Raw genomic sequence first — 22,870 nt, forward strand, 5'->3', positions numbered from 1 at the left:
GGCCAAGGGCCTTCCCATCTTCCCCATGACTGCATCTCCATGTTCAGTTTAGGAAGAATAGGTCTTTCTTTCTTTTGTCTCCACCCTCAAAGAAAAGTAACCAAAAGAAAGCGATCCTTGCAGGAGGCTGGCGTGGCGTCATTGGGGACCCCAATGGTTTCGTCGTACGGCCCTGGGTGCTAATGGACTCGTGCCGTTACCAGTTTAGACCACCACGACCCTGCCAATGCCCAGGGTTTCGTGGTGGTCCCCCCGGTAGCGGTCACCACGAATTTCAAGCCGTCTATCGCTCGCGGCGCGGGCGGCCACGAAGTTGCAGGCGTCCCGTCTCCGTCGTGGGCGCGGTGGCACCGCGGCATAAATCCGATGGCATCACCACCGCGCCCACCCCACCACGAAACCATCACGGTGTGATATATCGTGGCGCTTTGCGCTGGTACCGGCAGATGGGTCAATAGGCAAGGATGCTGCTACCGGGGGCCTCACCACGAAACCAGCGTCATTCACAGGATCGTGGCCATTCAAACCGGTAACGGCACGAGTCCATTAGCACCCGGGGCCGTACGACGAAACCATTGGGGTCCCCAATGACGCCACGCCAGCCTCCTGCAAGGATCGCTTTCTTTTGGTTACTTTTCTTTACGAGTAAAGAAAAGTGACATCTCACACGTTCCAAAACGGCCAACACCGTACAGCCGCGACAGCAGCTAGAAGCATCAAAACCCCGCCCTCAAGAGACCCCCCCGCGTCAGCGGGGCTAGAGGCCTGGAAACGCCTCCATGCGCATAAACGATCAACTACGCACAGCCGCAGCCGCATCAGCGACAACAGGCTCCAGCCATCCGCCCCCACATCCAACTCAAAAACCTAAACTTGCCAGCAAATCATCCACCTGCGACTGATCCGAGACCACATCAGCCTTCCCTTCCGGATTGACCTGCGGCCCATTCATCAACGTAGTCGGCGCTTCAACGCGGCGATCAGCCGGGACATTGTCGATCAGCACCTGCAGCAGTTCCTGCTCCAGGGAGTGGATCATGTCCATCATCTTCTTGATGACCTGGCCGGTCAGGTCCTGGAAGTCCTGCGCCATCATGATGTCGAGCAGGTGGCTGCCGGTGGCGCGGGCCTGCTGTGGCACGTCGGTCAAGAAGGCGCGCGTATCGAGCACGAGCTCGCGCGCATCACCCAGCTCCACCGGCGTTTCGAACCAGGCTTCCCAGCGCTTGTCGAGCGCCTCGGCCTGCTTCTCCATGCCGGACTGGATCGGCTGCGCCAGCTCCACCGCGGTCAGCGTGCGCTCGGCAGCCTGCTCGGTCATGGAGGCGATATAGCTCAAGCGGTCCCGCGCATCGGGGATGGCCTGTGCGGCGCGCTCGATTTCCTTGTCGAGCCCCAATTCGCGCATGTTGTCGCGCAGCATCCGTGTCAGGGCGCCAATGCGCTGGAACAGTTGCTCGGCAGATTCGTTGCTTAGCGTCGGAGTCGTCGACATGTCACCCACCTTATGCCCCTTCCTTCGCCAGTTTCTCGAAGATCTTGGTAATCTTCTCATCGAGCGTCGCAGCCGTGAACGGCTTGACCACATAGCCGTTCGCGCCGGCCTGTGCCGCGGCGATGATGTTTTCCTTCTTGGCCTCGGCCGTTACCATCAGTACCGGCAACTTGGCGAGCGCCCCTTCGGCGCGAATCGCCTGCAGCATGCTCAGGCCGTCCATGTTCGGCATGTTCCAGTCGGAAATAACGAACTGGAAGCTGCCGTCCTTGACTTTCTCCAGGCCCGCGGCGCCGTCTTCGGCTTCCTCGACGTTGGCAAAGCCCAGTTCCTTAAGCAGGTTGCGGATGATGCGACGCATGGTGGGGAAGTCATCGACCACCAGGATCTTCATGTTCTTGTCCACTCTAACGGCTCCAATACAGTTGTGGAAAGTTGCTGCAATACTTGCAATATGTACGCCAGCCCCGCCGGTATGCGGCGGGGCCAGCGCTTGTGCCCTGTCAAACTCGCTGCGCGCGTGTCCCGAAGGTGGCCAGGCGTGCCATCACGCGCTGGCTCATCGCGTGCAGCGGTACTACCTCATGCACCCCACCGGCGGCAATCGCCTCCTTGGGCATGCCGAATACGATGCAACTGCTCTCGTCCTGCGCCAGGTTGTAGGCACCGGCCTCGCGCATGCGCAGCATGCCTTGCGCCCCGTCCTTGCCCATGCCGGTCAGCATCACGCCGATGGCGTTCTTGCCGGCATGCTTGGCCGCGGAGTCGAACAGCACCTCGACCGACGGCCGGTGGCGGTTGACCGCGGGCTCCTGCGACAGGTGGGCCACATAGTTGGCCCCGCTGCGCGCGAGCAGCAGGTGCGAGTCGCCCGGGGCGATATAGGCATAGCCCGGCAGCACGCGCTCGCCGTGCTCCGCTTCCTTGACCGTGATCCGGCACAGGCCGTCCAGGCGCTGCGCGAACGAACGTGTGAAGCCGGCCGGCATATGCTGGACGATCAGCACGGCGGGGCAATCGGGCGGCATCGGCATCAGGAATTCCTTGATGGCCTCGGTGCCGCCGGTGGACGCCCCGACGATGATCAGCTTTTCCGTGGACAGCAACGGGCTGCGCAGCATCGGGGCAGCCGGCGCCGCCGCTTCCCCGCTGGCGGGCGTGTTGCCGCGGATGCGTGCGCGCGACGCGGCGCGGATCTTGTCGGCGATGGTGTCGGTGTAATCCATCAGGCCGTCGCGGATGCCGAGCTTGGGCTTGGTGACGAAATCCACCGCGCCGAGTTCCAGCGCGCGCATCGTGATTTCCGAGCCGCGCTCGGTCAACGACGACACCATCAGCACCGGCATCGGGCGCAGGCGCATGAGCCGCTCGAGGAAATCCAGCCCGTCCATGCGCGGCATTTCCACATCGAGCGTGAGCACATCCGGGTTCAGGCGCTTGATCAGGTCGCGCGCCACCAGCGGATCGGGGGCGGTACCCACCACCTCCATATCACTCTGGCTGTTGATGATCTCCGTCATCAGGCTGCGTATCAGCGCGGAGTCGTCCACGCACAATACCTTGATCTTGGCCGCAGTCATGTCTGAAAAATAGTCCTTGTCGTATCAGGAAACGGCAGCCGATGGCGCACGCCGTGAAAACAGTTCCGCGCCGCCCGTGGCGGGCGCCGTCGCGGAGCTGGCAATGGCGCGTGCCAGGGCGCGTTCGTTACGCTCGACCACCACCTGGTCGTCCTGGCGCGTGAGCCGGCGCACCAGCGCCAGCCCGGTAAGCGGGAAATAACTGACCCGGCGCGCATGCGGGCCGCGCAGGTCCTGCGCGGCCAGGCGGATCCCCTCGGTCTTCAGGTAGCGGATCACGAACTCCGCATTGCGGTCGCCGATGTTGAGCGTGGTCATGTTGGCCAGCACCGCGCCGCCGCCAAACACCTTGGCTTCGAGCCGCTCGCGGCGCGCGCCCATCTTCAGCAGTTCGTTGACCAGCACTTCCAGCGCATAGCAGCCGTAGCGCATCGAAGCGGACAGCAGCCGGTCTGCACCGACGCCATCGTCATCCGGCAGCATGAAGTGGTTCATGCCCCCTACCCCAGCCGTTTCGTCGCGAATGCACGCCGCTACGCATGAGCCGAGCACGGTGGTCAGCACCACGTCTTCGCGGGTCACGTAATACTCGTTGGGCAACAGCTTGATGGCTTGCTTGCCGAATTCGCGGTCGAAGTAGCTGCGGGTGGCGATCGCCTCGGGCAATTGGGGCGTGCGCATCACGATCCTCCCAGCCGGGCCGACGGCGGCGCCAGTTCATAGACGGTCTGCCCGCGCAACTGGAAAGCGCGCGTCACGTAGGAGAAATTCTCGGAGTGGCCCGCGAACAGCAGCCCGTGGGGCTTGAGCAGCGGCACGAAGCGCTCCAGGATCTTGCCCTGGGTCGGCTTGTCGAAATAGATCATCACGTTGCGGCAGAAGATTGCGTCGAACTTCTCGCGAATCCCCCAGTCCGGCGCCAGCAGGTTAAGCGGCTCGAAACTGATGGTGCCTGCCAGGTCCGGCTTGACCTTGACCGCGCCGGCGCGCTGGCCGGTGCCCTTGAGGAAAAAGCGCTTGAGCCGCTCCGGCGAGAGCTTGCTCACCTGCTCAGCGGTATAGACACCGGAGCGGGCTTTGGCCAGCACCTGGGTGTCGATATCGGTGGCCAGCACCGTGGCAGCGCGCTCACCTAGCGCTTCGGCCAGCGTGATGGCGATCGAGTAGGGTTCCTCGCCGGTGGACGCGGCCGAGCACCATACCGAGTAGGGCCGGCCGGTCTTCTTGGCGTGCTCCGCCAGCAAGGGGAAGTGATGCGCCTCGCGGAAGAACGACGTCAGGTTGGTGGTGAGCGCGTTGGTAAAGAACTCCCACTCGTCCGAGCCTTCATCGGCGTCCAGCATCGCCAGGTAAGTGCTGAAATCGACCAGCTGCAGCGTGCGCAGCCGGCGCGCCAGCCGGCTGTACACCATCTCTCGCTTGTGGCTGCCAAGCGAGATGCCCGCGCGGCGATGGATCATCGCGCGGATCTTCTCGAAGTCCCGCTCGGTCAGCAGGAAGTCACGCGGCTCGTCGCGCCACAGGGAAGCGGGCTGCGCTGATTGCGGGCCGGCGGCAAAGGCGGTTTGGCGAGGCTGCGTCATGTGTTGCGAGGGCTTGTGGCCGTGGTCTTGCTGGGGCTGCTAAGGCTTGGTGGGGCTTGCTTTGGCGAACTCAGGCGGATCCGGTCGGGATCAGGCGAGCTCGGCTTCGACCAGTTCCATTTCGGCGCTGGTCATCAGCTTCTCGATGTCGATCAGGATCAGCATGCGGCCGTCGACGGTGCCGAGGCCGGTCAGGTGATCGTTCGAGACCGAGACGCCGAACTCCGGCGCCGGCTTGATGGCTTCGCCGGTCAGGGTCAGCACGTCCGATACGCCATCCACCACGATGCCGACCACACGGCCAGCGATATTGAGGATGATGACCACGGTCTGGTGGTCATAGCGCACGTTGCCCAAGCGGAACTTCAGGCGCAGATCCACGATCGGCACGATCACGCCGCGCAGATTGGTCACGCCCTTGATGAAGTCAGGCGCATTCGCCAGGCGGGTCACCGCGTCGTAGCCGCGGATCTCCTGCACCTTGAGAATGTCGATGCCATATTCTTCGCTTCCCAGCGTGAAAACCAGGAACTCCTGCCCAGAAGCCTCGCTCCCGGGGGTATCGATGTGTCCGATGCCGGCCATGATGTCTTGTTCTCCTGAGCGTTAAGCAAGCGCCGGGTCTTGGCGGCGCACTCCGGTGCGCTGCAGCGCGCCGACGTCCACGATCAGTGCCACGCTGCCGTCGCCGAGGATGGTGGCGGCGGAAATGCAGGGCACCTTGCGGTAGTTGGTTTCGAGATTCTTCAGCACCACCTGGTGCTGGCCGATCAGCTGGTCCACCAGCAGCGCGAAGCGCTTGCCTTCGGCCTGCAGGATCACGGCGATGCCCTGGGTCGGCTCATGCACGGCCTCGGCCACGTTGAACACGCGGTGCAGCTCCAGCAGCGGCAGGTACTCGCCGCGCACATGCATCACGCGATCGTTGTTGGCGGCCGTGTGCACGTCTTCCGGCTTGGGCTGCAGCGACTCCATCACGCAGTTCAGCGGCAGGATGAAGGTCTCGGCGCCCACCTTGACGGACATGCCGTCCAGGATCGCCAGCGTCAGCGGCAGCACGATGCGGGTGGTGGTGCCCTGGCCGGGACGCGAGGTGACCTCGACGTGCCCGCCCATTTCCTGGATGTTGCGCTTGACCACGTCCATGCCCACGCCGCGGCCGGACAGGTCGGTCACCGCTTCGGCGGTGGAGAAGCCCGGCGCGAAGATCAGCTGCCAGACTTCTTCGTCGCTGATGTTCTCGGAGACCGGCAGGCCATTCTGCAGCGCCTTGGCGAGGATCTTGTCGCGGCGCAGGCCGCCGCCATCGTCGCTGACTTCAATGACGATGTTGCCGCCGTGGTGCTGGGCGGACAGGATCAGCTGGCCGGTGGGCTCCTTGCCTGCGGCAACGCGCTTGTCCGGCGTCTCGATGCCGTGGTCCAGGCTGTTGCGCACCAGGTGGGTCAGCGGATCGATGATGCGTTCGATCAGGCTCTTGTCGAGCTCGGTGGCCTTGCCGAAGGTGATCAGGTCGATCTGCTTGCCCAGCTTGGCGGCGAGGTCGCGCACCAGGCGCGGGAAGCGCGAGAAGACGTAGTCCATCGGCATCATGCGGATCGACATCACCGCTTCCTGCAGGTCGCGCGCATTGCGCTCGAGCTGGCCCATGCCGGAGAACAAGCGGTCGAACAGCACCGGATCGAGCGCCGATGCGGTCTGCGCCAGCATCGATTGCGTGATGACCAGCTCGCCCACCAGGTTGATGATCTGGTCCACCTTCTCGGTGGGCACGCGAATCGAGCCGGACTCCTGCGCGTGCGCGGCCGCGGCGGGCTGCGCCTTGGTTTTTTCCTTTGCGGGAGCAGGCGCGGTCGGGGCTGGCGCCGCCGGTGCGGCGGCGACCGGCGCAGGCGCCGGCGCCGCAGCTACCGGCTCGGCTACTGCGGCCGTTGCGGCCTGTGCAGACGCATCCGCCGCTTCCACGACGATCTGGTCGCCGTCGACGACGAAACAGCAGACCGCGATGATGTCATCGGCGCTGCACTGGCTCGACAGCCACACGGTGAGATTGCCGCCCTCTTCCTTCTGGCCGGTGATCTCGCCCAGGTTGGCGAGCTCTTCGCGCAGCAGTGCCTGGTCTGACTGCGACACCTTGACCAGCGTCACCTTCAGGCCGCCGCCTGCTGGCGCAGGCGCGGCTGCCGGGGTTGCCGCCGCGGCGACAGGCGCCGGGGCGGGCGCCGCTGCCGGCGTGCCGCCTGCAGCCTCAAGCGCCAGTTGCTGAAGAACGGCGCAGATACGCGCCAGCGTTTCCGGATCGGGTTCCGTACCGTTACGGTAGGCGTTGAGCTGATCTTGCAACACGTCCTTGGTTTCCAGAAAAGTGTCGATGATGGTCCGGGACAACGCCAGTTCCCGCCGCCGCGTACGGTCAAGCAGGTTTTCCAGCAGGTGCGTGGTTTCGGTCAGGGCCGCGAAGCCGAACGTGGCCGCACCGCCCTTGATAGAGTGCGCCGCGCGAAAAATCGCATTGAGTTCTTCCGCATCGGGGGATTCGAGATCCAGCCCGAGCAGCAGTTGCTCCATTTCCACGAGGAGCTCTTCCGCCTCCTCGAAAAAGGTCTGGTAGAACTGCGTGATATCGATATCGACAGACATAACCGTCCTGGCTCACTGAATTTTGCTGCGAAGCCCGCTGCCGGCATGGCAGGCTGGCTTCATTGAACACTGCCCGGCTTGGCCGGGGCCGCGGCGGCGTTGCCCGGCGCAGCCGCGGCCGGGGCGGCCGAAGCGGCCGGCGCGACTGCGGTTGCGGGGGCGGAGGCGGCCGCCAGGCCTGCCTGCACTTCCTGGCCGGCTTCACCGGCCTTTGCTGCTATCGAAACCTCGGCGGCGCTGGCATTCTCGGCCTCGATTCGGGACTGCGCGCGCTGGTTCAGCACCACGATGCTGATGCGGCGATTCACCGGCGCGAGATCGTCCTTCTTGTCGAGCGGCATGGTCGCGGCCAGGCCGATCACGCGCAGCACCTTGCCCTCGTTCATGCCGCCGGCAATCAGCTCGCGCCGGGAGGCATTGGAGCGGTCGGAGGAGAGCTCCCAGTTGCTATACGTGCGCTCGCCGTTGGAATAGTTGGCGGAGTCGGTATGGCCCGACAGGCTGACCTTGTTGGGCATCTCGTTGAGCACCGGGCCGATCTCGCGCAGGATGGTGCGCATATACGGCTCGACCGCGGCGCTGCCGGTACGGAACATCGGCCGGTTCTGCGTATCCAGGATCTGGATGCGCAAGCCCTCGCTGGTGATGTCGAGCAGCAACTGCGGGCGGAACTGGCGCAGCACCGGGTTGTTCTCGATGATCTGCTCAAGACGTTTCTTGAGCGCGCGCAGGCGCTCGGCTTCCTGGCGCTCCTTGGCCTTGTCCGTGGCGTTGTCGGGCGTCTTCCTGACCTCCGCGTCCTGGCGGGTGACATCGCGACCACCGCCCGGGATCACGCTGGAGGACAGGCTGCTCTTGTTGCCGCCCTCGATTGCCACCTTCAGCGGCGTACGAAAGTACTCCGCCAATTGCTGCAGATCCTTGGGGGTCTGAGCCTTCAGCAGCCAAAGCACCAGGAACAGCGCCATCATTGCGGTCATGAAGTCCGCGTAGGCGATCTTCCACGAGCCGCCATGATGTGCCGCGCTGCTTTTCTTGATGCGCCTGACGACTATGGGATGCGAACCGTGCTCACTGCTCATCGCTGCCGCTCCTCTTCGTCAGGTAATGCTCTTGACTTCGCGGACGTGATCGTCCAGCTCGAGGAAGGATGGCCGCTCCGTCGAGTACAGTACCTTGCGGCCGAACTCCACCGCCACCAGCGGCGCATACCCATTGAGCGAAGCGAGCAGCGTGACCTTGATGCACTCGTACATCTTCACGGTCTCGTCCACCTGGTGCTCGACCCGCGCTGCCAGCGGCGAGACAAAGCCATAGGCAAGCAAGATGCCGAGGAAGGTGCCGACCATGGCGTGCGCGATCAGCGCGCCCAGTTCGGCCGGCGGCAAGTCCGCCGAGGCCAGCGCGTGCACCACGCCCATCACCGCGGCGACAATGCCGAAGGCGGGCAGGCCGTCGCCGACGCGGTTCAACGCATGCGCCGGCACCTCGGCCTCGTGGCGGAAGGTCTCGATCTCGTGATCCATCAGGGTCTCGATCTCGAAGGCGTTCATATTGCCGTTGACCATCATGCGCAGGTAGTCCGTCAGGAACTCCATCATGCCCGGGTCGGCAAGGATGCGCGGATACTGGCTGAACACGCTGCTGGCCGCCGGATCCGCGATTTCCTTCTCGAGGAACAGGATGCCTTCGCGGCGGGCCTTGGACAGCAGGACATAGAGCAGCGCCATGACTTCCATGTACAGCGCCTTGCTGTACTTGCTGCTGCGGAACAGTGTCGGCAGCACGCGCACGGTGGCCTTGATCGCCTTGCCATTATTGGAGCTGACGAACGCGCCAATGGCCGCGCCTGCAATGATGACAAGCTCTGCCGGTTGATAAAGCGCGCCCATATGGCCACCGGTCATGGCGTATCCGCCAAGCACCGCCGCTATCACGACAACAAAGCCAATTACAACTAGCACGATTGATTCCCCGTCAGAAAAACACGCGTCAGGCACGCACAAGGGTCACCCCTCCAGCCAGGCGGGGTTACCGCCTGCTGGCAGGGCTCACCTGTCACGCAGGCTGCCATCGGATCTGAGACCTTGGGACCATCGGGCCTTAAAGCCTTGGGTCCTTAAGTCTGGTCCGTCTTAAGACTTAACGACTCAAGACGGCAAGACTTGAAGACTTAGTGACCTATCGACCCAAGGATTTCAGTCAGGCGACAGCTTGCGCTGGTGCGATGTCCTTCGAGAGCTTCTTGGCTTTGCCAGCACGCGAGGGCGGACGGCACAGGCTGCATACGAAATTCGCATGCGGCTCGTACGCGTGCGTCACGAAACGCCCGCCGCAGCAGGTGCAACTGGAAAGCTGCAGCATGTTGCTCTCGAAAAACCGTACTAACGTCCAGGCACGGGTGAAACTTAAGACAATTTCGCTTTCGAGCAGCGATACGTGCTCAAGATAGAGCCGATAGGCTGCCACCACACCGCGGATGCCAACCGTCTCGCCCTGCTGGACCATGAACTGATAGGCCGAGAAGAACAGCGAGGAATGGATGTTTGGCAACCAGGTGGTGAACCAGTCGGTCGAGAAGGGGAGCATGCCCTTGGGCGGCGAGGCGCCGCGCAGCTCCTTGTAGAGGCGGATCAGGCGATCGCGCGACAGCGTGGTCTCGGCTTCGAGGACTTGCAGGCGGGCACCCAGGCCGATCAGCTCAATGGCGAGCTGGGTCTGGTTGGCGTCCTGCAGGACGCTCTTGCGATTGGGGACGGGAGTGGCCGTGGTACTCCGGATTGACGGGGCCTGCAGGAGCGCGGTCAATTGAGCGACTCCACGGGCTGCCGTGCGAGCAGGATCGCAGCATGGATCTGCTGCATATCATGGCTCTTGGCCGTATGGGTGAGTGTCGACAGCAAGGCATGGTCATCGAACCGAAAACGGCATAGGACCATGTTTGATGCTGCCAGTTTGACAAGCTGGGCCGGTGTCAACTTGGCGAGAATGTCGGCAATTTCCTTGCTGACGCCAAGCCTGAACATGGCTTCCAGATGGTTTTCGCGCACCAGGCGTTGCGCGAGCAGCAGATAGGCGAGATTGACCTCCCTGATCTCCTGGAGAACTTCACTGCTTTCCAATTTTTCCCCGCTACCAAAAACCCTTCGACCGCTTGTCCGGCGCTTACCCGCAGCCGAAGGCTGAAGGCGACCAGATCGTTTGAGTGCGTATTCGACGGGTACTGCGTACAACTAAGGAACTGCGCTTGGTCAGACTTATCTGAAACGTTACAAGTGTTACAGAGTGTAAGTGCGACTGACAGAGTTATATCGGCAATTAGACCAGACTGCCAATCCCCTCTTACGTTGGGGTACAGCAATGTCGCATGAAACATACATGGAACTCGAAGTTTGTAACAGGTCACCTCCTTGTCATGTGATTTGCATCAAAACTGTTACGCGTATGTAACAGAGGAAAAGCTCCAAGTAGCCTGTCAGATCACCCCATCATGGAGCGCACTAGTCGCATTCCTCTATTGACGAGCTACCCCTCACTACACTAGGACCCTGCGCAGCCATGCTGCCACCCGTGCGAACAGGTCGTCGGGCTCTTCGCGGAACAGATGCGGGCAGGTTTGCTCCACCTGTTCCATCACGCGTGCGGCCTCCTCGGCACTGACAGTGCCGTAGTCCATCGACAGCCCCAGCAACGCGCGCAACTCGCCCAGGCGCGAGCGTGCCGTGCCTGCGGTGCGCTCGGTCTGCACCATGTACATGAGGTCGTAGACCCGGCGGCGCAGGCTTTCCGCGACGCGCCATGCGGGTGTCTGCATCTGCTCCTCGAGCGTGCGGATATCCACCGCCGAGGTGGCCAGCTGGGACGCCAGGGAATCGGTGAAATCCAGGTCGGCCCCGGCGTCCTCCAGGATCTGCCGGGACCAGTTACGGGCATGCGCAAGGCGCTCCTGGGGCGTCCATTCGTAGCGTACCGCCAGGCCGTAGCCAAAGCGCTGCGCGTCGCGCATCAGGGTTGCCATGGCGTTGGGCAACTGCTTGTTGAACACGCGCTTGGCCCAGGCGTACTCCCCGCCCGAGAGCAGCCGCGTGACGGCACGCTCGGTCAGCGGGCCGTCATGGTGCAGCAAGCGCGCCCGCAGGAAGTCATCGAAGCCGGGCGGCGTGAATTCGTTGTCCAGCCCGGTGGAGAGCTTGACGAAGTGCTCGAACTCGGCACGTAGCTTGGCCGCGGCTTCTTCGGGCAGCGCCAGGGTGATTTCGGTAGTCATGGTGTGCAATTCTGGCTATGACGCTGACGGCGGGCTGCCGCCGGCGCGGCCGGCGGCAGGAGCCCCTCGCTTGCCTGCCGTCAGAAAGCGCTCCAGTCGCCGCTGTCGGAGGTGGCAAGGGCTGCGGGCCGGGCGGCGCGTTGCGCAACAGGCGCAGGCGCTTCCCGCCCGCCCTCGCGCTCAGCCTTCTCGGCCGATGCGGGCTCGGCGTGGTCGGCCTCTTCAAAGTGGGCGGCAGGTGCCGACGGCTCCTTGCGCTTGGGCTTGGACGCAGCGATCACCTTGGGCCGCGGCGCTTGCACGCGGGAGCCGGCAAAGCCATCCGTTTCGGCCAGGCGGAAGCCGGCCACCGAAGATTGCAGGCGCGTAGCCTGGTCTTCCAGCGAACCGGCCGCCGCCGCGGCCTCTTCCACCAGTGCCGCGTTCTGCTGCGTCACCTCGTCCATTTGTGCCACGGCCTTGTTGACCTGCTCGATGCCCGAGCTCTGCTCGGCGGACGCCGCGCTGATCTCGCCCATGATGTCCGTCACCCGCTTGACCGCCTGCACGATCTCACCCATGGTGTGCCCGGCCTGGCCCACCAGCGTCGAGCCATTGTCCACCCGCGCCACCGTGTCGCCGATCAGGCCCTTGATTTCCTTGGCCGCGTTCGCACTGCGCTGCGCCAGGCTGCGCACCTCGCCCGCCACCACCGCAAAGCCCCGGCCTTGCTCGCCGGCACGCGCGGCTTCCACTGCCGCGTTCAGTGCCAGGATATTGGTCTGGAACGCAATGCCTTCGATCACACCGATAATGTCGACGATCTTCTTCGAAGCATCGTTGATCTCATCCATGGTCTTGACCACACGTCCCACCACTTCGCCACCCTTGACCGCGGTCTCGGAGGCATTGGCTGCCAGGCCGCTGGCCTGGCGCGCGTTGTCCGCATTCTGGCGCACCGTGCTGGTCAGCTCTTCCATGCTCGACGCGGTTTGTTCCAGCGAGGCCGCCTGCTGTTCGGTACGCTGCGACAGGTCGCTGTTGCCCGCGGCGATCTCACGCGAGGCGGAGGCGATCGATTCCGCGGAATCCTTGAAGTCGCGCACCATGGCCGAGAGTTGCTGCTGCATCTGCTTCATGGCGTGCAGCAGGCTGTCCTTGTCGCCCGCACGCAGCTTCACGTCGGCGGAGAAGTCGCCCTCGGCGATGCGCGAGGCGATGGCCGCCGCGTAGGCCGGCTCGCCACCCAGCTGGCGCGACAGCGTACGGGCCAGGAAGGCGCCCAGCAGCACGGAGACGGCCAGGCCGCCCAGCACCAGGCCCAGCATCCACAAGCGCGAGGCCTCGTAGACGCCGCGCGCTTCTTCCATGTTGGCCAGCGCGCGATTGTCGCGGCGCTTGACCATCTGTGCCATCACGTCTTCGAGCGCACGGCTGTCCTTGATCAGGTCGGCGCTCTCGGTGAAGACCTGGCTCTCGAACTGCGACGTATCGAGCGGCTGCTTGCTCACAAGCGCCACATACTTGGCCAGGCGGTCACGGTAGGCGGGCAGCAGGGCATCGAACTGCTTGACGATGGCCTGGCCTTCGGGCTGGCTGAACGCCGGGCGCGCGCGCTTCATGCTCTCGTCCAGCAGGCCCAGGGATTTTTCGATCTGCTCCTTCTCGGCGGCGCGCTCGCCCATGGTCGATGCCGACAGCAGCGCAATCTGCGCGCGGCTGGAATAGAGCAGGTCGATGTTGCCGCTCTGCACCGCCTTGAGCGCCTGCAGGTCGTCGTGATAAATCCTGCTGGTCCAATCCGTCATGCGCCCCATGTTGACGACGCCCAGCAGACCCATCACCGCGCCGATAAGCGACACGACCAGAAAGCCAACGACCAGCTTGGTCGTGACGCGGAGCTGATTGAACCATTGCATGCAGACTACCTCTTTTTTCTGAATGACTTGACCGGGGGCCTCATCTGTCCGCTGCCGGCGGGTTGCCGGCGGTACGGACGACAGGCGCTACTTCTTTTTTCTCTAGAACACGCTTGCAGGCTGATTGCCTCGACACTGCTTGATCTCTTCTCGCTTCTCGCTTCTCTTCAGGCTTGCGCCAGATGCCGGGCACCGCGCTGCGCGTCGCCCTGGCGGGCGCGCACCGGCCGTGCTTCAGGGCGCAAGCTGACGCGGAAGGTGGCCACCGCATCGCGCAGGCGCCCGGCCTGGTCTTCCAGCGAGCCGGCCGCGGCTGCGGCCTGCTCCACCAGTGCCGCGTTCTGTTGCGTCACCTCGTCCATTTGTGCCACTGCCTTGTTGACCTGCTCGATGCCGGAGCTCTGCTCGGCGGATGCCGCGCTGATCTCGCCCATGATGTCCGTCACGCTCTTGACCGCTTGCACGATCTCGCCCATGGTCAACCCGGCCTGGCCCACCAGCGCCGAGCCGTTGTCCACCCGCGCCACCGTGTCGCCGATCAGGCCCTTGATTTCCTTGGCCGCGTTCGCGCTGCGCTGTGCCAGCCCGCGCACCTCGCCCGCCACCACCGCAAAGCCCCGGCCTTGCTCGCCAGCACGCGCGGCTTCCACCGCCGCGTTCAGCGCCAGGATATTGGTCTGGAACGCAATGCCTTCGATCACGCCGATAATGTCGACGATCTTCTTCGAAGCGCTGTTGATGTCGTCCATGGTCTGCACCACGCGGCCCACCACTTCGCCGCCCTTGACGGCAATCTCGGAGGCGTTGGCTGCCAGGCCGCTGGCCTGGCGCGCGTTGTCCGCGTTCTGGCGCACCGTGCTGGTCAGCTCTTCCATGCTCGACGCGGTTTCTTCCAGCGAGGCCGCCTGCTGCTCGGTGCGCTGCGAGAGATCGCTGTTGCCCGCGGCCACCTGGCGCGTGGCCGTGGAGATGCTCGACATGCCCTCCTGGATCTCGCCCACCACCGACAGCAAGCTGCGCTGCATCGTGCGCATGGCACGCGCAAGCGCCCCCACTTCGTCGCTTGCGCGATAATCCAGGCGCGTGGTGAGATCGCCCGCGCCCATGCGCAAGGCAAAGTCGAGCATGTCCTGCACCGGCCGGTTTACGCGAGCCAGCAGCAACGTACCGGCGACAAAGGATGACGCCATCGCCAGCCCGAAGCCGCTCCACAGCCAGGGCCGCAACTGGCTCAAAGCTTCGCCCCCGGCCAGCGTCTCGAAAGCCAGCAGCGCGGCGAGAAACCACACCAGCCCCGCTGCCTGCGACAGCAGGATGCGCCGCTTGAGCGTGATCTTGCCCAGGCGTCCCGGCAGCCCCGCCAGTCCCCGTCGCACCACGGCGCCGTCGCGCACGGCCAGGCCCGAGCCGCTGCCCTCGCGCAGCCGCGCGTAGGCGGCGCCTGCTGCCTCGACCTGCTCGCGCTGCGGCATCGAACGCACCGAGGTATAGCCCACCAACTGGCCATCGACGACCGTCGGCGTCACCGTGGCGCTGACCCAGTAGAAGTCACCGTCCTTGCGGCGGTTCTTGACGATGCCGACCCACGAGCGGCCGGCCTGGATGGTCTTCCACAGATCGGCAAACGCCTCCGGCGGCATGTCCGGATGGCGGACCAGGTTGTGCGCGGCGCCGAGCAATTCCTCGGACTCGAATCCGCTGGCCTCGATAAAGGCGCGGTTGGCGAACGTAATGCGACCCTTCAGGTCGGTCCTGGAGATCAGGTAATCGTCTTCGGAGAGCTTGTACTCTCGGGAGGTAACGGGTTGATTGTTTCGCATGGATGGGAGACTGCGTGGATCGGACTCTCGCTAGGTGCGGCGGCCTCAGGCGGCCGCGGCTGCCTCAAGGGCCGCGAGTTCTTCGGTGTTTAGCAGTTTCTCGATATCGACGAGGATCAGCATGCGGCTTTCGACCGAGCCAATGCCGCGGATGTAGTCCGTCTCGCCGGAAAGCTGGGGTGCCTGCCGGATCTGGCCCGGGGCCAGCGTCAGCACGTCGGATACGCCGTCGACCACGATGCCGGTGGTGCGATCGTGCAGGTCGACGATGATCACGACCGTGTACTGGTCGTAGTTGATCTTGTCCTGGCGAAACTTGATGCGCAGGTCGATGATCGGGACGATGATCCCGCGCAGGTTGACCACACCCTTGAGATAGGCTGGCGCATTGGCAATCTGCGTGACATTCTCATAGCCACGGATCTCCTGCACCTTGAGGATGTCGACGCCGTACTCCTCGCCGCCCAATCTGAACGCGAGGAACTCTTCCCCCGTGCCCTCTGTCTTGATCCCGGTTTTCATTTGCTGGCTCCCGCTGCAATGACCCAGCCATGCGGCGCGGCCAAAGCCGCAGCCGGCCGGCCCGCGGGCGGGCAGCCAGGCCGAGACTCAGCCTGCGTCGAGGCACGAATATCGTTTACCTCTTAACGGCAGTCCTGGACGTGACTGAAGGGCAACAATGCCAATGCATTTACCCTACCTTGGAGGGGTCCAGCAGCGCATTCACGGCCTCCATCAGTTGATCCGGATCGAACGGCTTGGCCAGGAAGCCGGACGCGCCGGCCACGCGAGCCTGCTCGCGCACCTGGCTGTCGGCTTCGGTGCTCAGCATCAGCATCGGGATGGCGGCATAGGCGGTGGTCCCGCGCAACGTGCGGATCAAGGTCAGGCCGTCCGTTCCCGGCATCACCTGGTCGGTCACCACCATGCCGAAGGTAGCGTCGAGAGCGAGCGCCAGCGCCTCGTCGCCATCGGCGGCTTCGGCCACGTCGTAGCCCCCCGCGCGCAGGCAGGCGCCGATCATGCGGCGCAGGGAGGGAGAATCATCGACGACTAGAATATGAGGCAAAGACATAGCGGCTCCGTTGACAGCACGATGGTGAGTCCACAAGCCTGGGTCCTGGCCCTGGACCGATGTTCCTGCGGACGGGGCTGCGGTATGCGGCGATGCGCGACTGGCGTGGCCGGTGCAAACAACGCCCCTTTGGGGCATATCGGCAGCGGTGGCCGAATCCGTAGTACGGCTGCGTCGATCGACGGAATTTGTTACCCCACGAGCATGGGGTGCATCTGGCGGCGACGGGTCGGCATACTACGGCCTCCCCGCAAAATGGCCCGTGCACCGGCGGGCCATGGCACGCCTGCGCTACCCGCGACAGTGGCACTGCAACACCATCGGAACGTGATCATGTCGAACCTGCCAGGCCCGCAGTGGAGCAAACGGGAAGCCCCTGATCCGTGCCAACCCGACAAGCTCACCGTCTTCGTCCAGGGCGCCACGGATGCATTGCTGGCATCGCTTCCAGATTTTGGTGGGCGCCTGCACTGGGTATCGCGGCGGCCACGCCAGCCGGCTGATGCCCAGCTGGTCATCGTGGAGCGGCAGATCAACGCCACCACCGCCCAACGCCTGCGCTCGCTGCGCCATCCCGATCGCCTTGTGCTCACATTGCTGGTCGACGGCCTGCCACATGCCGCCACCGGCTGCGGGCCTATCGTGCCGACCACCGCCGAGGCGCTGCCGCGTACCCTGCAGCTACTGGCCTCGGTGCTGTTCGCGCCGGTGCTTGGCGACGGGCCTATGCCACTGACCTGGCGGGACGTGCAAACGGCAGTCAATCGCGACGCCATTGGCCTGGCGTTGCACCTGGACACCAGCAGCGAGGCCAGCATGTCGGATGAGCTGCTGATGCAGCTGGCGCGCTTCCATGGCCGCACGCGAATCGAGCCGGAGGCGCTGCTAGTTAGCATTTACCTGCCGCGCGGGCTGCCTTCGCTGGTTAGCTGCAGCCAGCAGTTGCGCCGGCTTGGGGCCGTTACCGGGCATCACTGCGAGACGCGCTTTGCCTTGCTGGTGCCGGAGAGCGGGCGGTTTACCCGGGTTTTGGCGTTGTTTCCGCCTGGGGGAGCGTTACCAGAGCCTTTCGCGCCTAGAAAGTAATGTTTGACGGCGAGGCGTCTTTCGCCCCCCTCACGCCCCCGACAACAAATTGGCAAACGTAACCGGATCCAAAGGATGGGACAGCAAATACCCCTGCGCCTCATCGCACCCCATCCCCGCCAGGATATCCAGCTGCGAATGCGACTCCACGCCCTCCGCCACCACCCGCATCTTCAGCTCGTGCGCCAGCGCCACCATCGAGCCGACAATCGCCCTGCCCTGCGCGTCGACATCCAGCCCGCCAATCAATGTCCGATCGATCTTCAACGTCCCGACTCGCAAGCGCTTGAGATAACCGAGGCTTGAATAGCCACTGCCAAAGTCATCCAGCGCCACATGGATGCCCAGCGCCTGCAGCTCCAGCAGCGTCTCCAGCGATTGGGCGATGTCCTTCATCGCCGCGGTCTCGGTGATCTCGAGCGTGACGGCCGACGGCGGGATGTCATGCTGGTGGATCTGCTCGAGCAGGTACTGCGGGAAGTCGCGGCTGGCAAAGCGCAAGCCGGAAACGTTGATGGCCACCGGCACCACGGGGATGCCGTCGTCCTGCCACTGGCGGATCTGCCGGCAGACCGTGGCGATGACCCAGTCGTCGAGCTTGTCGATCTGGCCGGACTGCTCCGCCACCGTGATGAACTCGGCGGGATTGACCTGCCCCAGGGTGGGATGGCGCCAGCGGCATAGCGCCTCGGCGCCGATCACGGTGCGCTGGCGCACGTCGAACTTCGGTTGGTACTGCAAGGCGAGGCCATCGTCCTGGATGGCCAGCCACAGATCGCGGCGGATCACCCGCATGCGCCGCGCGCGTTCGCCGGCTGCCGAATTGAATACGCGCACCTGGTTCGAGCCGCTTTCGCGCGCCTCGCGCAGGCTCACGCGTGCCGCCTGCATCAGGGCTTCGGAGGTTTGCGCATCGCGCGGGTAGATGGCGATGCCGATATTCACCCCGATCTGCATCTGCAGGCCGCGCGCGGCCACGAACTCCGCGAGCGAGCCCAGCAAGCGCGCGCCCAACTCATTGGCGCGGTTCTGGTGCATCATCTCCGGCACCCCGACCGCGAATTCGTCCCGCGCCAGGCGCGCCAGGAAGTCGTGCGGCTCCAGCGCTGCCTGAGCCAGCGCCCCGGCATCCTGTGCCAGGATATCGTCGGCGCGCACCTCGAAGACCTCGTCGACCTCGCGAAAATCGGCGATATGCACCAGCAGCACGGCGCAGCCGGTTTCGGCGAGCCGCGCCTGCGCGATCGACTGGTCGAGCCAGCGGGCAAAGCCGGTGCGGTCCGGAAGGTCCGTGCTGACGCTGTACTCTCCGACCGTGCCGTGGCCGCGCGCGGTCGCGCGCACGGTCAGGCGGCCCGGGATACGGCCACGGCGCCGCGCCGGCACCGTCGGGCCGCCGCTGCTACCGGTGCTGGTACTGGTACCGGGCGGATGGTCCTCGAACATCTCGTCCAGCGCATGGTTCTGCGGGCTTGCGAAGTTGCCGGTGCTGGCCAGCCGCCATCCGGGCAGGTTGGCGCGGCGCAGGACGAAGAAGCCCAGCGGCAGCAAAAGCAGCGCGCCCACCGCCACCCAGGCCGGCTGCATGAACCTGCCGGGATCCAGGCAAAGGGCGGACGGGCGCAAGGCATCGCCGCACAGGGTGCTCAGGCGCATGCCTGCAGCCACCACCACGCCGGCGCCGGCCAGCGTCATCGCCAGCGCGGCACCACGCAGCGGCACGTTGCGACGCAGCCACGGAATGGCAAGCGTGAGTGCGGCCGTCGCGACCAGCGCCGCCGCGGTCTGCGACACTTCGCGCGTGACGTGCAGGCTGCCGGAACCCAGCGCGACCCATAACGGCAGGCCCACGGAAGCAGGGGAGAGCAGCAAGACCGCCCATTGCAGCGACCGGACCGGCCCGCTAGGCTGCTCCCGGTCCGGCTTGGCTGCACGTATCCCCAACCCGACCGCGAGGCCGGATAGGGCAGCGAGCAGCAGAAGGCTAGCACTCATGTCAATAAGGAAGCTGCGCAAAAATTGGGGGCGACGGCGCGACGATCCAGGCGATGCGGGCGCAAACCCCGCATCATCGCATCACGCGCGCTTGCCCGGTGATGAAAACGGCGGCAATCGTTCAACCATGGCTCAGAACGCGCTCCAGTCGTCGCCGCCGCCAGCGTTGGCCGAAGCCATGGCCGGGACGGCCGGACGCGCAGCGCGTGCCTGGCGCTGGACCGGTGTGCGCGGGCGCGCCGGCATGGCCGGCTGGCGCCCGGGCAAGCTGCTCGCCGCGGCCTTGGCGGCCACGGGCGCGCGCGTTGCCGGCGGCTGTGCTGCCACCGCGTGGCTGCCGGACAAACGGAACACCGACACCACGCCATTGAGCTTCTGCGCCTGCTCTTCCAGGGCACCGGCAGCCGCCGCGGCTTCTTCCACCAGCGCGGCATTCTGCTGGGTGACCTGATCCATCTGCGTGACCGCCTGGTTGACCTGCTCGATGCCGCCGGTCTGCTCCTGCGTGGCCGCGCTGATCTCGTTCATGATGTCGGTGACGCGCTTGACCGCATTGACGATCTCGCCCATGGTCTGGCCGGCTTCGGCGACCAGCTTGGTGCCGCTCTCCACGCGCTGGCCGGACTCGCTGATCAGCGCCTCGATCTCCTTGGCGGCGGCGGCCGAGCGCTGCGCCAGCGTGCGCACCTCGCCTGCCACCACCGCGAAGCCGCGGCCCTGCTCGCCCGCCCGGGCGGCTTCCACCGCGGCGTTCAGCGCCAGGATATTGGTCTGGAAGGCAATGCCCTCGATCACGCCGATGATCTCGACCACCTTGCGCGACGAGCCATTGATCTCGTTCATCGTATCGACCACGCGGCCCACCACGTCGCCGCCCTTGAGCGCGATCTGCGAGGCATCGCTGGCCAGTACGCCGGCCTGGCGCGCGTTGTCGGAATTCTGGCGCACGGCCGAAGTCAGCTCTTCCATGCTGGCGGCAGTCTCCTCCAGCGAGGAGGCCTGCTCTTCGGTACGCTGCGACAGGTCAAGATTGCCGGTGGCGATCTGCTGCGTGGCCGAGGCGATCGAGTCGGTGCCGCCGCGCACCTGCGAGACGATGTTCGACAGGCTTTCCTGCATGGCGACCAGTGCCTGCATCATGCGGCCCACCTCATTGCGCGACACATTGGTAATACGCGAGGTCAGGTCACCCGCGGCGATGCGCTCGAAGACCACCAGGGCCTCCTCCACCGGCCGCACGATGGCTCGCTGCAAGGTGGTCGTGCACAGTGCGGCCACCACCAGGCCAAAGGCGACCAACAGGAAGCACAGCACGCGCGCCTGCTGGAAGCGGGCTTGCGCGGCATTGAAATTGGACTCGCCGGTACGGAACTGGAAAGCCTGCAAGGCTTCGTAGGCCGTAGCCATGCTGCGCTGCAGATCGGGCAAGTCTTTCTTGGCAACCTTGAGTGCCGCGTCCGCGTTGTTCTCCCTCAAGGCCTTTTGCAGGGGCAGGATGCCCTTGTCCATGAATTCCTGGCGCTTGCGGCTAAACTCCGTGGCGAGCGCCTTTTCCTCGGCGTCCTGAGGCAGCGCAGAGTATCGCTTCCAAGCTGCCTCGGCACCGTCGACGAATATCATCGAGCGGTCTATCACCGCCTTGCTGTCGTCCCCGTCGCCCGGCATGACGCCGCGATCGAGGGCCAGCCGCATGCGCGTGGTGCCAAGCATGGTCTCGCCTAGCGCTTGCGCCGAGACTAGCTGGTTACCATAGGTTTCCTGCAGCGCGTCGTTGCTGTGCGACATGCCATACAGGCCAACGCCGCCAACCAGCATCAGAAGAAGCGACAACATTGCCATTGCGCCGCGCAGCAGAGTTTTGATCTGGATATTGTTATGGAACGACATGAAGCACCCGATACGATAAGGAATGCGCGGGACCTCCACCGGCCCCGGCCCGGCGGATCGACACCCCAGCGACCCGCTCAGGGCAGATAACGGCGGTGTCCGGCGATTCCTTGAGCCAGGTGCCGTGCGCGCCGCGCCAGACGCACAAACGCCGTGCCCATGCCGGGCCGGCCGCGGCACGGCGCGCTCGCCACGCTCATTCGCGCGCTCCCGGCACTACCTGAAAACCCTCGCCCGTGGCAAAAAAAGCGCCACCAGCCAGATAGTGTATCGAACGGCACCCGGCATCCGGAAAATGCCATCTCCCCTCTGAAAATGCGGCGGAGTCAGCCCACGCGGCCACCACTTCGGCGATGAACAGGTCGTGGCGACCGGCCACCAACGGCTCGGGAATGACGCGGCACTCCAGCCACCCGAGGCAGCCGGCCACCAACGGCGCGGCAATCTCAGCCGCCGCGAACGTGGCCAGTCCCGCAGCGGCGAACTTGTCCTGTTCGCGGCCTGAGCGCGAGCCCACTTCCAACGTGGCGTCAGCCTGGCCACGCGCGGGTATGTTCAGCGCGAACTCGCCACTGGCGTCCACCAGTTCGCGCGTGAGCGTGCTGGCGTCGATCACGACCGCGACTTTCGGCGGCTGGAAATCCAGCGGCATGGCCCACGATGCCGCCATCACGTTGCGCCGGCCACCATGGGCGCTGGTGACCAGCGTCACCGGGCCGTGATTCAGCAGGCGATAGGCTTTTTCCAGTGCCATGGAGATGCGCCGGGAGGCGGCGCTGGCGTTAATCGAGTCGTCAGGCATGTCGGATACGGATGAAGGTTCGCTCGAACCGGAATCAGGTCGGCATTGTTGCAGCAAAAGCACTTTATGACCCTCGCCATTACCAGGGGAAGGGTTATTGCGCAGCGCGAATGTAAAAAACCGGAATCGCGGCCACGCATGGATTTCCGCGCGCTGCCAAAGTGGGCAGCGCCTCGGCAAATCCGGCCTCGTCGAGGACCAGCGACCTGCGGGGAAGTTCATTAATTAGAGGGAGCGGATGATTTATCAGAATTCTCTCCATTGGAGTTAAAAGCGTTTGCAGGATCGCTTGCTGCCGTTATAATTCATCCGATTCTTCATGCTCACCCAGTAAATCGAGGCTCGTAATGGCGACTTATCAGGAAATTGTTCAGAAAATCAGCGAACTTCAAAAGCAGGCCGAGGAAATCAAGGCCCGCGAGCAGGCTTCCGTCATCGCCGATATTCGCCAGAAAATCGACCAATATGGACTGACCGCCGACGACCTGGGCTTCGGCACCAAGCCTGCCGCCAGCAAGAAGGCAACCCGCAAGGTGCCGGTTCGCTATCGCGACACCGCGGGCAATACCTGGACCGGCCGCGGCAAGCGTCCGGGCTGGCTGACCCAGGCCCTGGCCGCGGGCAAGACCATCGAAGACTTCCTGATTCGCTAAAGCCGGGCGCCAGCGCTGGGCATCGCGGCCGACTCCGCCGCGAACCTGCTGCACTCCTGAAAACGGCCGGGCATCTGCCCGGCCGTGTT

The 22,870-nt window shown here is 64.7% G+C and carries 21 protein-coding genes; 2 read left to right on the forward strand and 19 right to left on the reverse strand.

Features of this window, described 5'->3' with window-relative positions; genetic code table 11:
• Window positions 1-859: 859 nt before the first annotated feature.
• The 16 genes from cheZ to ACYP5B_RS40190 all read right to left on the reverse strand — a co-directional run bounded on the left by cheZ (window position 860) and on the right by ACYP5B_RS40190 (window position 16,358).
• Window positions 860-1,495 (reverse strand): protein phosphatase CheZ, encoded by a 636-nt coding sequence (gene cheZ / locus ACYP5B_RS40115; protein WP_318238547.1) that lies wholly within the window; start codon window positions 1,493-1,495, stop codon window positions 860-862.
• Between the two features lie 10 nt (window positions 1,496-1,505).
• Window positions 1,506-1,901, reverse strand: coding sequence for a chemotaxis response regulator CheY (cheY, locus tag ACYP5B_RS40120; RefSeq protein ID WP_006162642.1), 396 nt, complete (start codon window positions 1,899-1,901; stop codon window positions 1,506-1,508).
• A 97-nt stretch (window positions 1,902-1,998) separates the two neighbouring features.
• A complete protein-coding gene (locus ACYP5B_RS40125) occupies window positions 1,999-3,075 on the reverse strand; it encodes a protein-glutamate methylesterase/protein-glutamine glutaminase (RefSeq protein ID WP_400098777.1) in 1,077 nt (358 codons plus the stop codon).
• A 24-nt stretch (window positions 3,076-3,099) separates the two neighbouring features.
• Window positions 3,100-3,756, reverse strand: a complete 657-nt coding sequence (gene cheD / locus ACYP5B_RS40130) for a chemoreceptor glutamine deamidase CheD (protein ID WP_318238545.1) — start codon at window positions 3,754-3,756, stop codon at window positions 3,100-3,102.
• Entirely contained in the window at window positions 3,756-4,658 is a 903-nt protein-coding gene (locus ACYP5B_RS40135) for a CheR family methyltransferase (RefSeq protein WP_459573361.1), read from the reverse strand. The genes cheD and ACYP5B_RS40135 overlap by 1 nt, the downstream gene beginning before the upstream one ends.
• Before the next feature lie 90 nt (window positions 4,659-4,748).
• On the reverse strand, window positions 4,749-5,243 hold the full coding sequence (cheW, locus tag ACYP5B_RS40140; RefSeq protein ID WP_006162638.1) for a chemotaxis protein CheW: 495 nt from the start codon (window positions 5,241-5,243) through the stop codon (window positions 4,749-4,751).
• 21 nt (window positions 5,244-5,264) lie between these two features.
• On the reverse strand, window positions 5,265-7,298 hold the full coding sequence (cheA, locus tag ACYP5B_RS40145; protein WP_459573362.1) for a chemotaxis protein CheA: 2,034 nt from the start codon (window positions 7,296-7,298) through the stop codon (window positions 5,265-5,267).
• A gap of 59 nt (window positions 7,299-7,357) precedes the next feature.
• Window positions 7,358-8,380 (reverse strand): flagellar motor protein MotB, encoded by a 1,023-nt coding sequence (gene motB / locus ACYP5B_RS40150; protein ID WP_400098783.1) that lies wholly within the window; start codon window positions 8,378-8,380, stop codon window positions 7,358-7,360.
• Window positions 8,381-8,398: 18 nt separating this feature from the next.
• Window positions 8,399-9,262: a flagellar motor stator protein MotA gene (motA, locus tag ACYP5B_RS40155; protein ID WP_318238365.1), complete on the reverse strand. Its 864-nt coding sequence runs from the start codon at window positions 9,260-9,262 to the stop codon at window positions 8,399-8,401.
• 238 nt (window positions 9,263-9,500) lie between these two features.
• Entirely contained in the window at window positions 9,501-10,106 is a 606-nt protein-coding gene (gene flhC, locus ACYP5B_RS40160) for a flagellar transcriptional regulator FlhC (RefSeq protein ID WP_318238366.1), read from the reverse strand.
• Window positions 10,103-10,420, reverse strand: a complete 318-nt coding sequence (gene flhD, locus ACYP5B_RS40165) for a flagellar transcriptional regulator FlhD (RefSeq protein WP_006162633.1) — start codon at window positions 10,418-10,420, stop codon at window positions 10,103-10,105. Before flhD ends, flhC begins: the two co-directional genes overlap by 4 nt.
• A gap of 413 nt (window positions 10,421-10,833) precedes the next feature.
• A complete protein-coding gene (locus tag ACYP5B_RS40170; protein WP_318238367.1) occupies window positions 10,834-11,565 on the reverse strand; it encodes a DUF4088 family protein in 732 nt (243 codons plus the stop codon).
• Between the two features lie 80 nt (window positions 11,566-11,645).
• On the reverse strand, window positions 11,646-13,463 hold the full coding sequence (locus ACYP5B_RS40175) for a methyl-accepting chemotaxis protein (protein ID WP_400098787.1): 1,818 nt from the start codon (window positions 13,461-13,463) through the stop codon (window positions 11,646-11,648).
• Window positions 13,464-13,630: 167 nt separating this feature from the next.
• On the reverse strand, window positions 13,631-15,283 hold the full coding sequence (locus ACYP5B_RS40180) for a methyl-accepting chemotaxis protein (protein WP_459573363.1): 1,653 nt from the start codon (window positions 15,281-15,283) through the stop codon (window positions 13,631-13,633).
• Between the two features lie 45 nt (window positions 15,284-15,328).
• A complete protein-coding gene (locus ACYP5B_RS40185) occupies window positions 15,329-15,805 on the reverse strand; it encodes a chemotaxis protein CheW (protein WP_318238370.1) in 477 nt (158 codons plus the stop codon).
• Between the two features lie 169 nt (window positions 15,806-15,974).
• Window positions 15,975-16,358, reverse strand: a complete 384-nt coding sequence (locus ACYP5B_RS40190; protein WP_400098791.1) for a response regulator — start codon at window positions 16,356-16,358, stop codon at window positions 15,975-15,977.
• A 333-nt stretch (window positions 16,359-16,691) separates the two neighbouring features.
• On the opposite strand from ACYP5B_RS40190, the gene ACYP5B_RS40195 reads away from it, so the two are divergent.
• Window positions 16,692-17,444 (forward strand): hypothetical protein, encoded by a 753-nt coding sequence (locus ACYP5B_RS40195; RefSeq protein ID WP_459573364.1) that lies wholly within the window; start codon window positions 16,692-16,694, stop codon window positions 17,442-17,444.
• Window positions 17,445-17,474: 30 nt separating this feature from the next.
• Here the strand turns inward: ACYP5B_RS40195 and ACYP5B_RS40200 are convergent, their stop codons facing one another.
• From ACYP5B_RS40200 to ACYP5B_RS40210, 3 genes are all read right to left on the reverse strand, one after another.
• Complete coding sequence (locus ACYP5B_RS40200) at window positions 17,475-19,439, reverse strand: putative bifunctional diguanylate cyclase/phosphodiesterase (RefSeq protein WP_459573366.1); 1,965 nt, start codon at window positions 19,437-19,439, stop codon at window positions 17,475-17,477.
• Between the two features lie 132 nt (window positions 19,440-19,571).
• On the reverse strand, window positions 19,572-21,326 hold the full coding sequence (locus tag ACYP5B_RS40205; RefSeq protein ID WP_459573367.1) for a methyl-accepting chemotaxis protein: 1,755 nt from the start codon (window positions 21,324-21,326) through the stop codon (window positions 19,572-19,574).
• Window positions 21,327-21,522: 196 nt separating this feature from the next.
• Entirely contained in the window at window positions 21,523-22,128 is a 606-nt protein-coding gene (locus tag ACYP5B_RS40210) for a flavin reductase family protein (protein WP_459573402.1), read from the reverse strand.
• 347 nt (window positions 22,129-22,475) lie between these two features.
• Here ACYP5B_RS40210 and ACYP5B_RS40215 point away from each other — a divergent pair, with 347 nt between their 5' ends.
• Window positions 22,476-22,781 (forward strand): H-NS histone family protein, encoded by a 306-nt coding sequence (locus ACYP5B_RS40215; RefSeq protein ID WP_318238434.1) that lies wholly within the window; start codon window positions 22,476-22,478, stop codon window positions 22,779-22,781.
• The last annotated feature ends 89 nt before the right edge of the window (window positions 22,782-22,870 follow it).

The sequence above is a fragment of the Cupriavidus sp. 8B genome (genome assembly GCF_054589115.1).

What these genes read in the sequence shown, in the direction of transcription:
- cheZ (WP_318238547.1), bottom strand. Translation starts at nt 1,495, where the DNA reads ATGTCGACGACTCCGACGCTAAGCAACGAATCTGCCGAGCAACTGTTC.
- ACYP5B_RS40125 (WP_400098777.1), bottom strand. Translation starts at nt 3,075, where the DNA reads ATGACTGCGGCCAAGATCAAGGTATTGTGCGTGGACGACTCCGCGCTG.
- cheD (WP_318238545.1), bottom strand. Translation starts at nt 3,756, where the DNA reads ATGCGCACGCCCCAATTGCCCGAGGCGATCGCCACCCGCAGCTACTTC.
- ACYP5B_RS40135 (WP_459573361.1), bottom strand. Translation starts at nt 4,658, where the DNA reads ATGACGCAGCCTCGCCAAACCGCCTTTGCCGCCGGCCCGCAATCAGCG.
- cheW (WP_006162638.1), bottom strand. Translation starts at nt 5,243, where the DNA reads ATGGCCGGCATCGGACACATCGATACCCCCGGGAGCGAGGCTTCTGGG.
- cheA (WP_459573362.1), bottom strand. Translation starts at nt 7,298, where the DNA reads ATGTCTGTCGATATCGATATCACGCAGTTCTACCAGACCTTTTTCGAG.
- motB (WP_400098783.1), bottom strand. Translation starts at nt 8,380, where the DNA reads ATGAGCAGTGAGCACGGTTCGCATCCCATAGTCGTCAGGCGCATCAAG.
- ACYP5B_RS40170 (WP_318238367.1), bottom strand. Translation starts at nt 11,565, where the DNA reads ATGACTACCGAAATCACCCTGGCGCTGCCCGAAGAAGCCGCGGCCAAG.
- ACYP5B_RS40175 (WP_400098787.1), bottom strand. Translation starts at nt 13,463, where the DNA reads ATGCAATGGTTCAATCAGCTCCGCGTCACGACCAAGCTGGTCGTTGGC.
- ACYP5B_RS40180 (WP_459573363.1), bottom strand. Translation starts at nt 15,283, where the DNA reads ATGCGAAACAATCAACCCGTTACCTCCCGAGAGTACAAGCTCTCCGAA.
- ACYP5B_RS40185 (WP_318238370.1), bottom strand. Translation starts at nt 15,805, where the DNA reads ATGAAAACCGGGATCAAGACAGAGGGCACGGGGGAAGAGTTCCTCGCG.
- ACYP5B_RS40190 (WP_400098791.1), bottom strand. Translation starts at nt 16,358, where the DNA reads ATGTCTTTGCCTCATATTCTAGTCGTCGATGATTCTCCCTCCCTGCGC.
- ACYP5B_RS40195 (WP_459573364.1), top strand. Translation starts at nt 16,692, where the DNA reads ATGTCGAACCTGCCAGGCCCGCAGTGGAGCAAACGGGAAGCCCCTGAT.
- ACYP5B_RS40200 (WP_459573366.1), bottom strand. Translation starts at nt 19,439, where the DNA reads ATGAGTGCTAGCCTTCTGCTGCTCGCTGCCCTATCCGGCCTCGCGGTC.
- ACYP5B_RS40205 (WP_459573367.1), bottom strand. Translation starts at nt 21,326, where the DNA reads ATGTCGTTCCATAACAATATCCAGATCAAAACTCTGCTGCGCGGCGCA.
- ACYP5B_RS40210 (WP_459573402.1), bottom strand. Translation starts at nt 22,128, where the DNA reads ATGCCTGACGACTCGATTAACGCCAGCGCCGCCTCCCGGCGCATCTCC.
- ACYP5B_RS40215 (WP_318238434.1), top strand. Translation starts at nt 22,476, where the DNA reads ATGGCGACTTATCAGGAAATTGTTCAGAAAATCAGCGAACTTCAAAAG.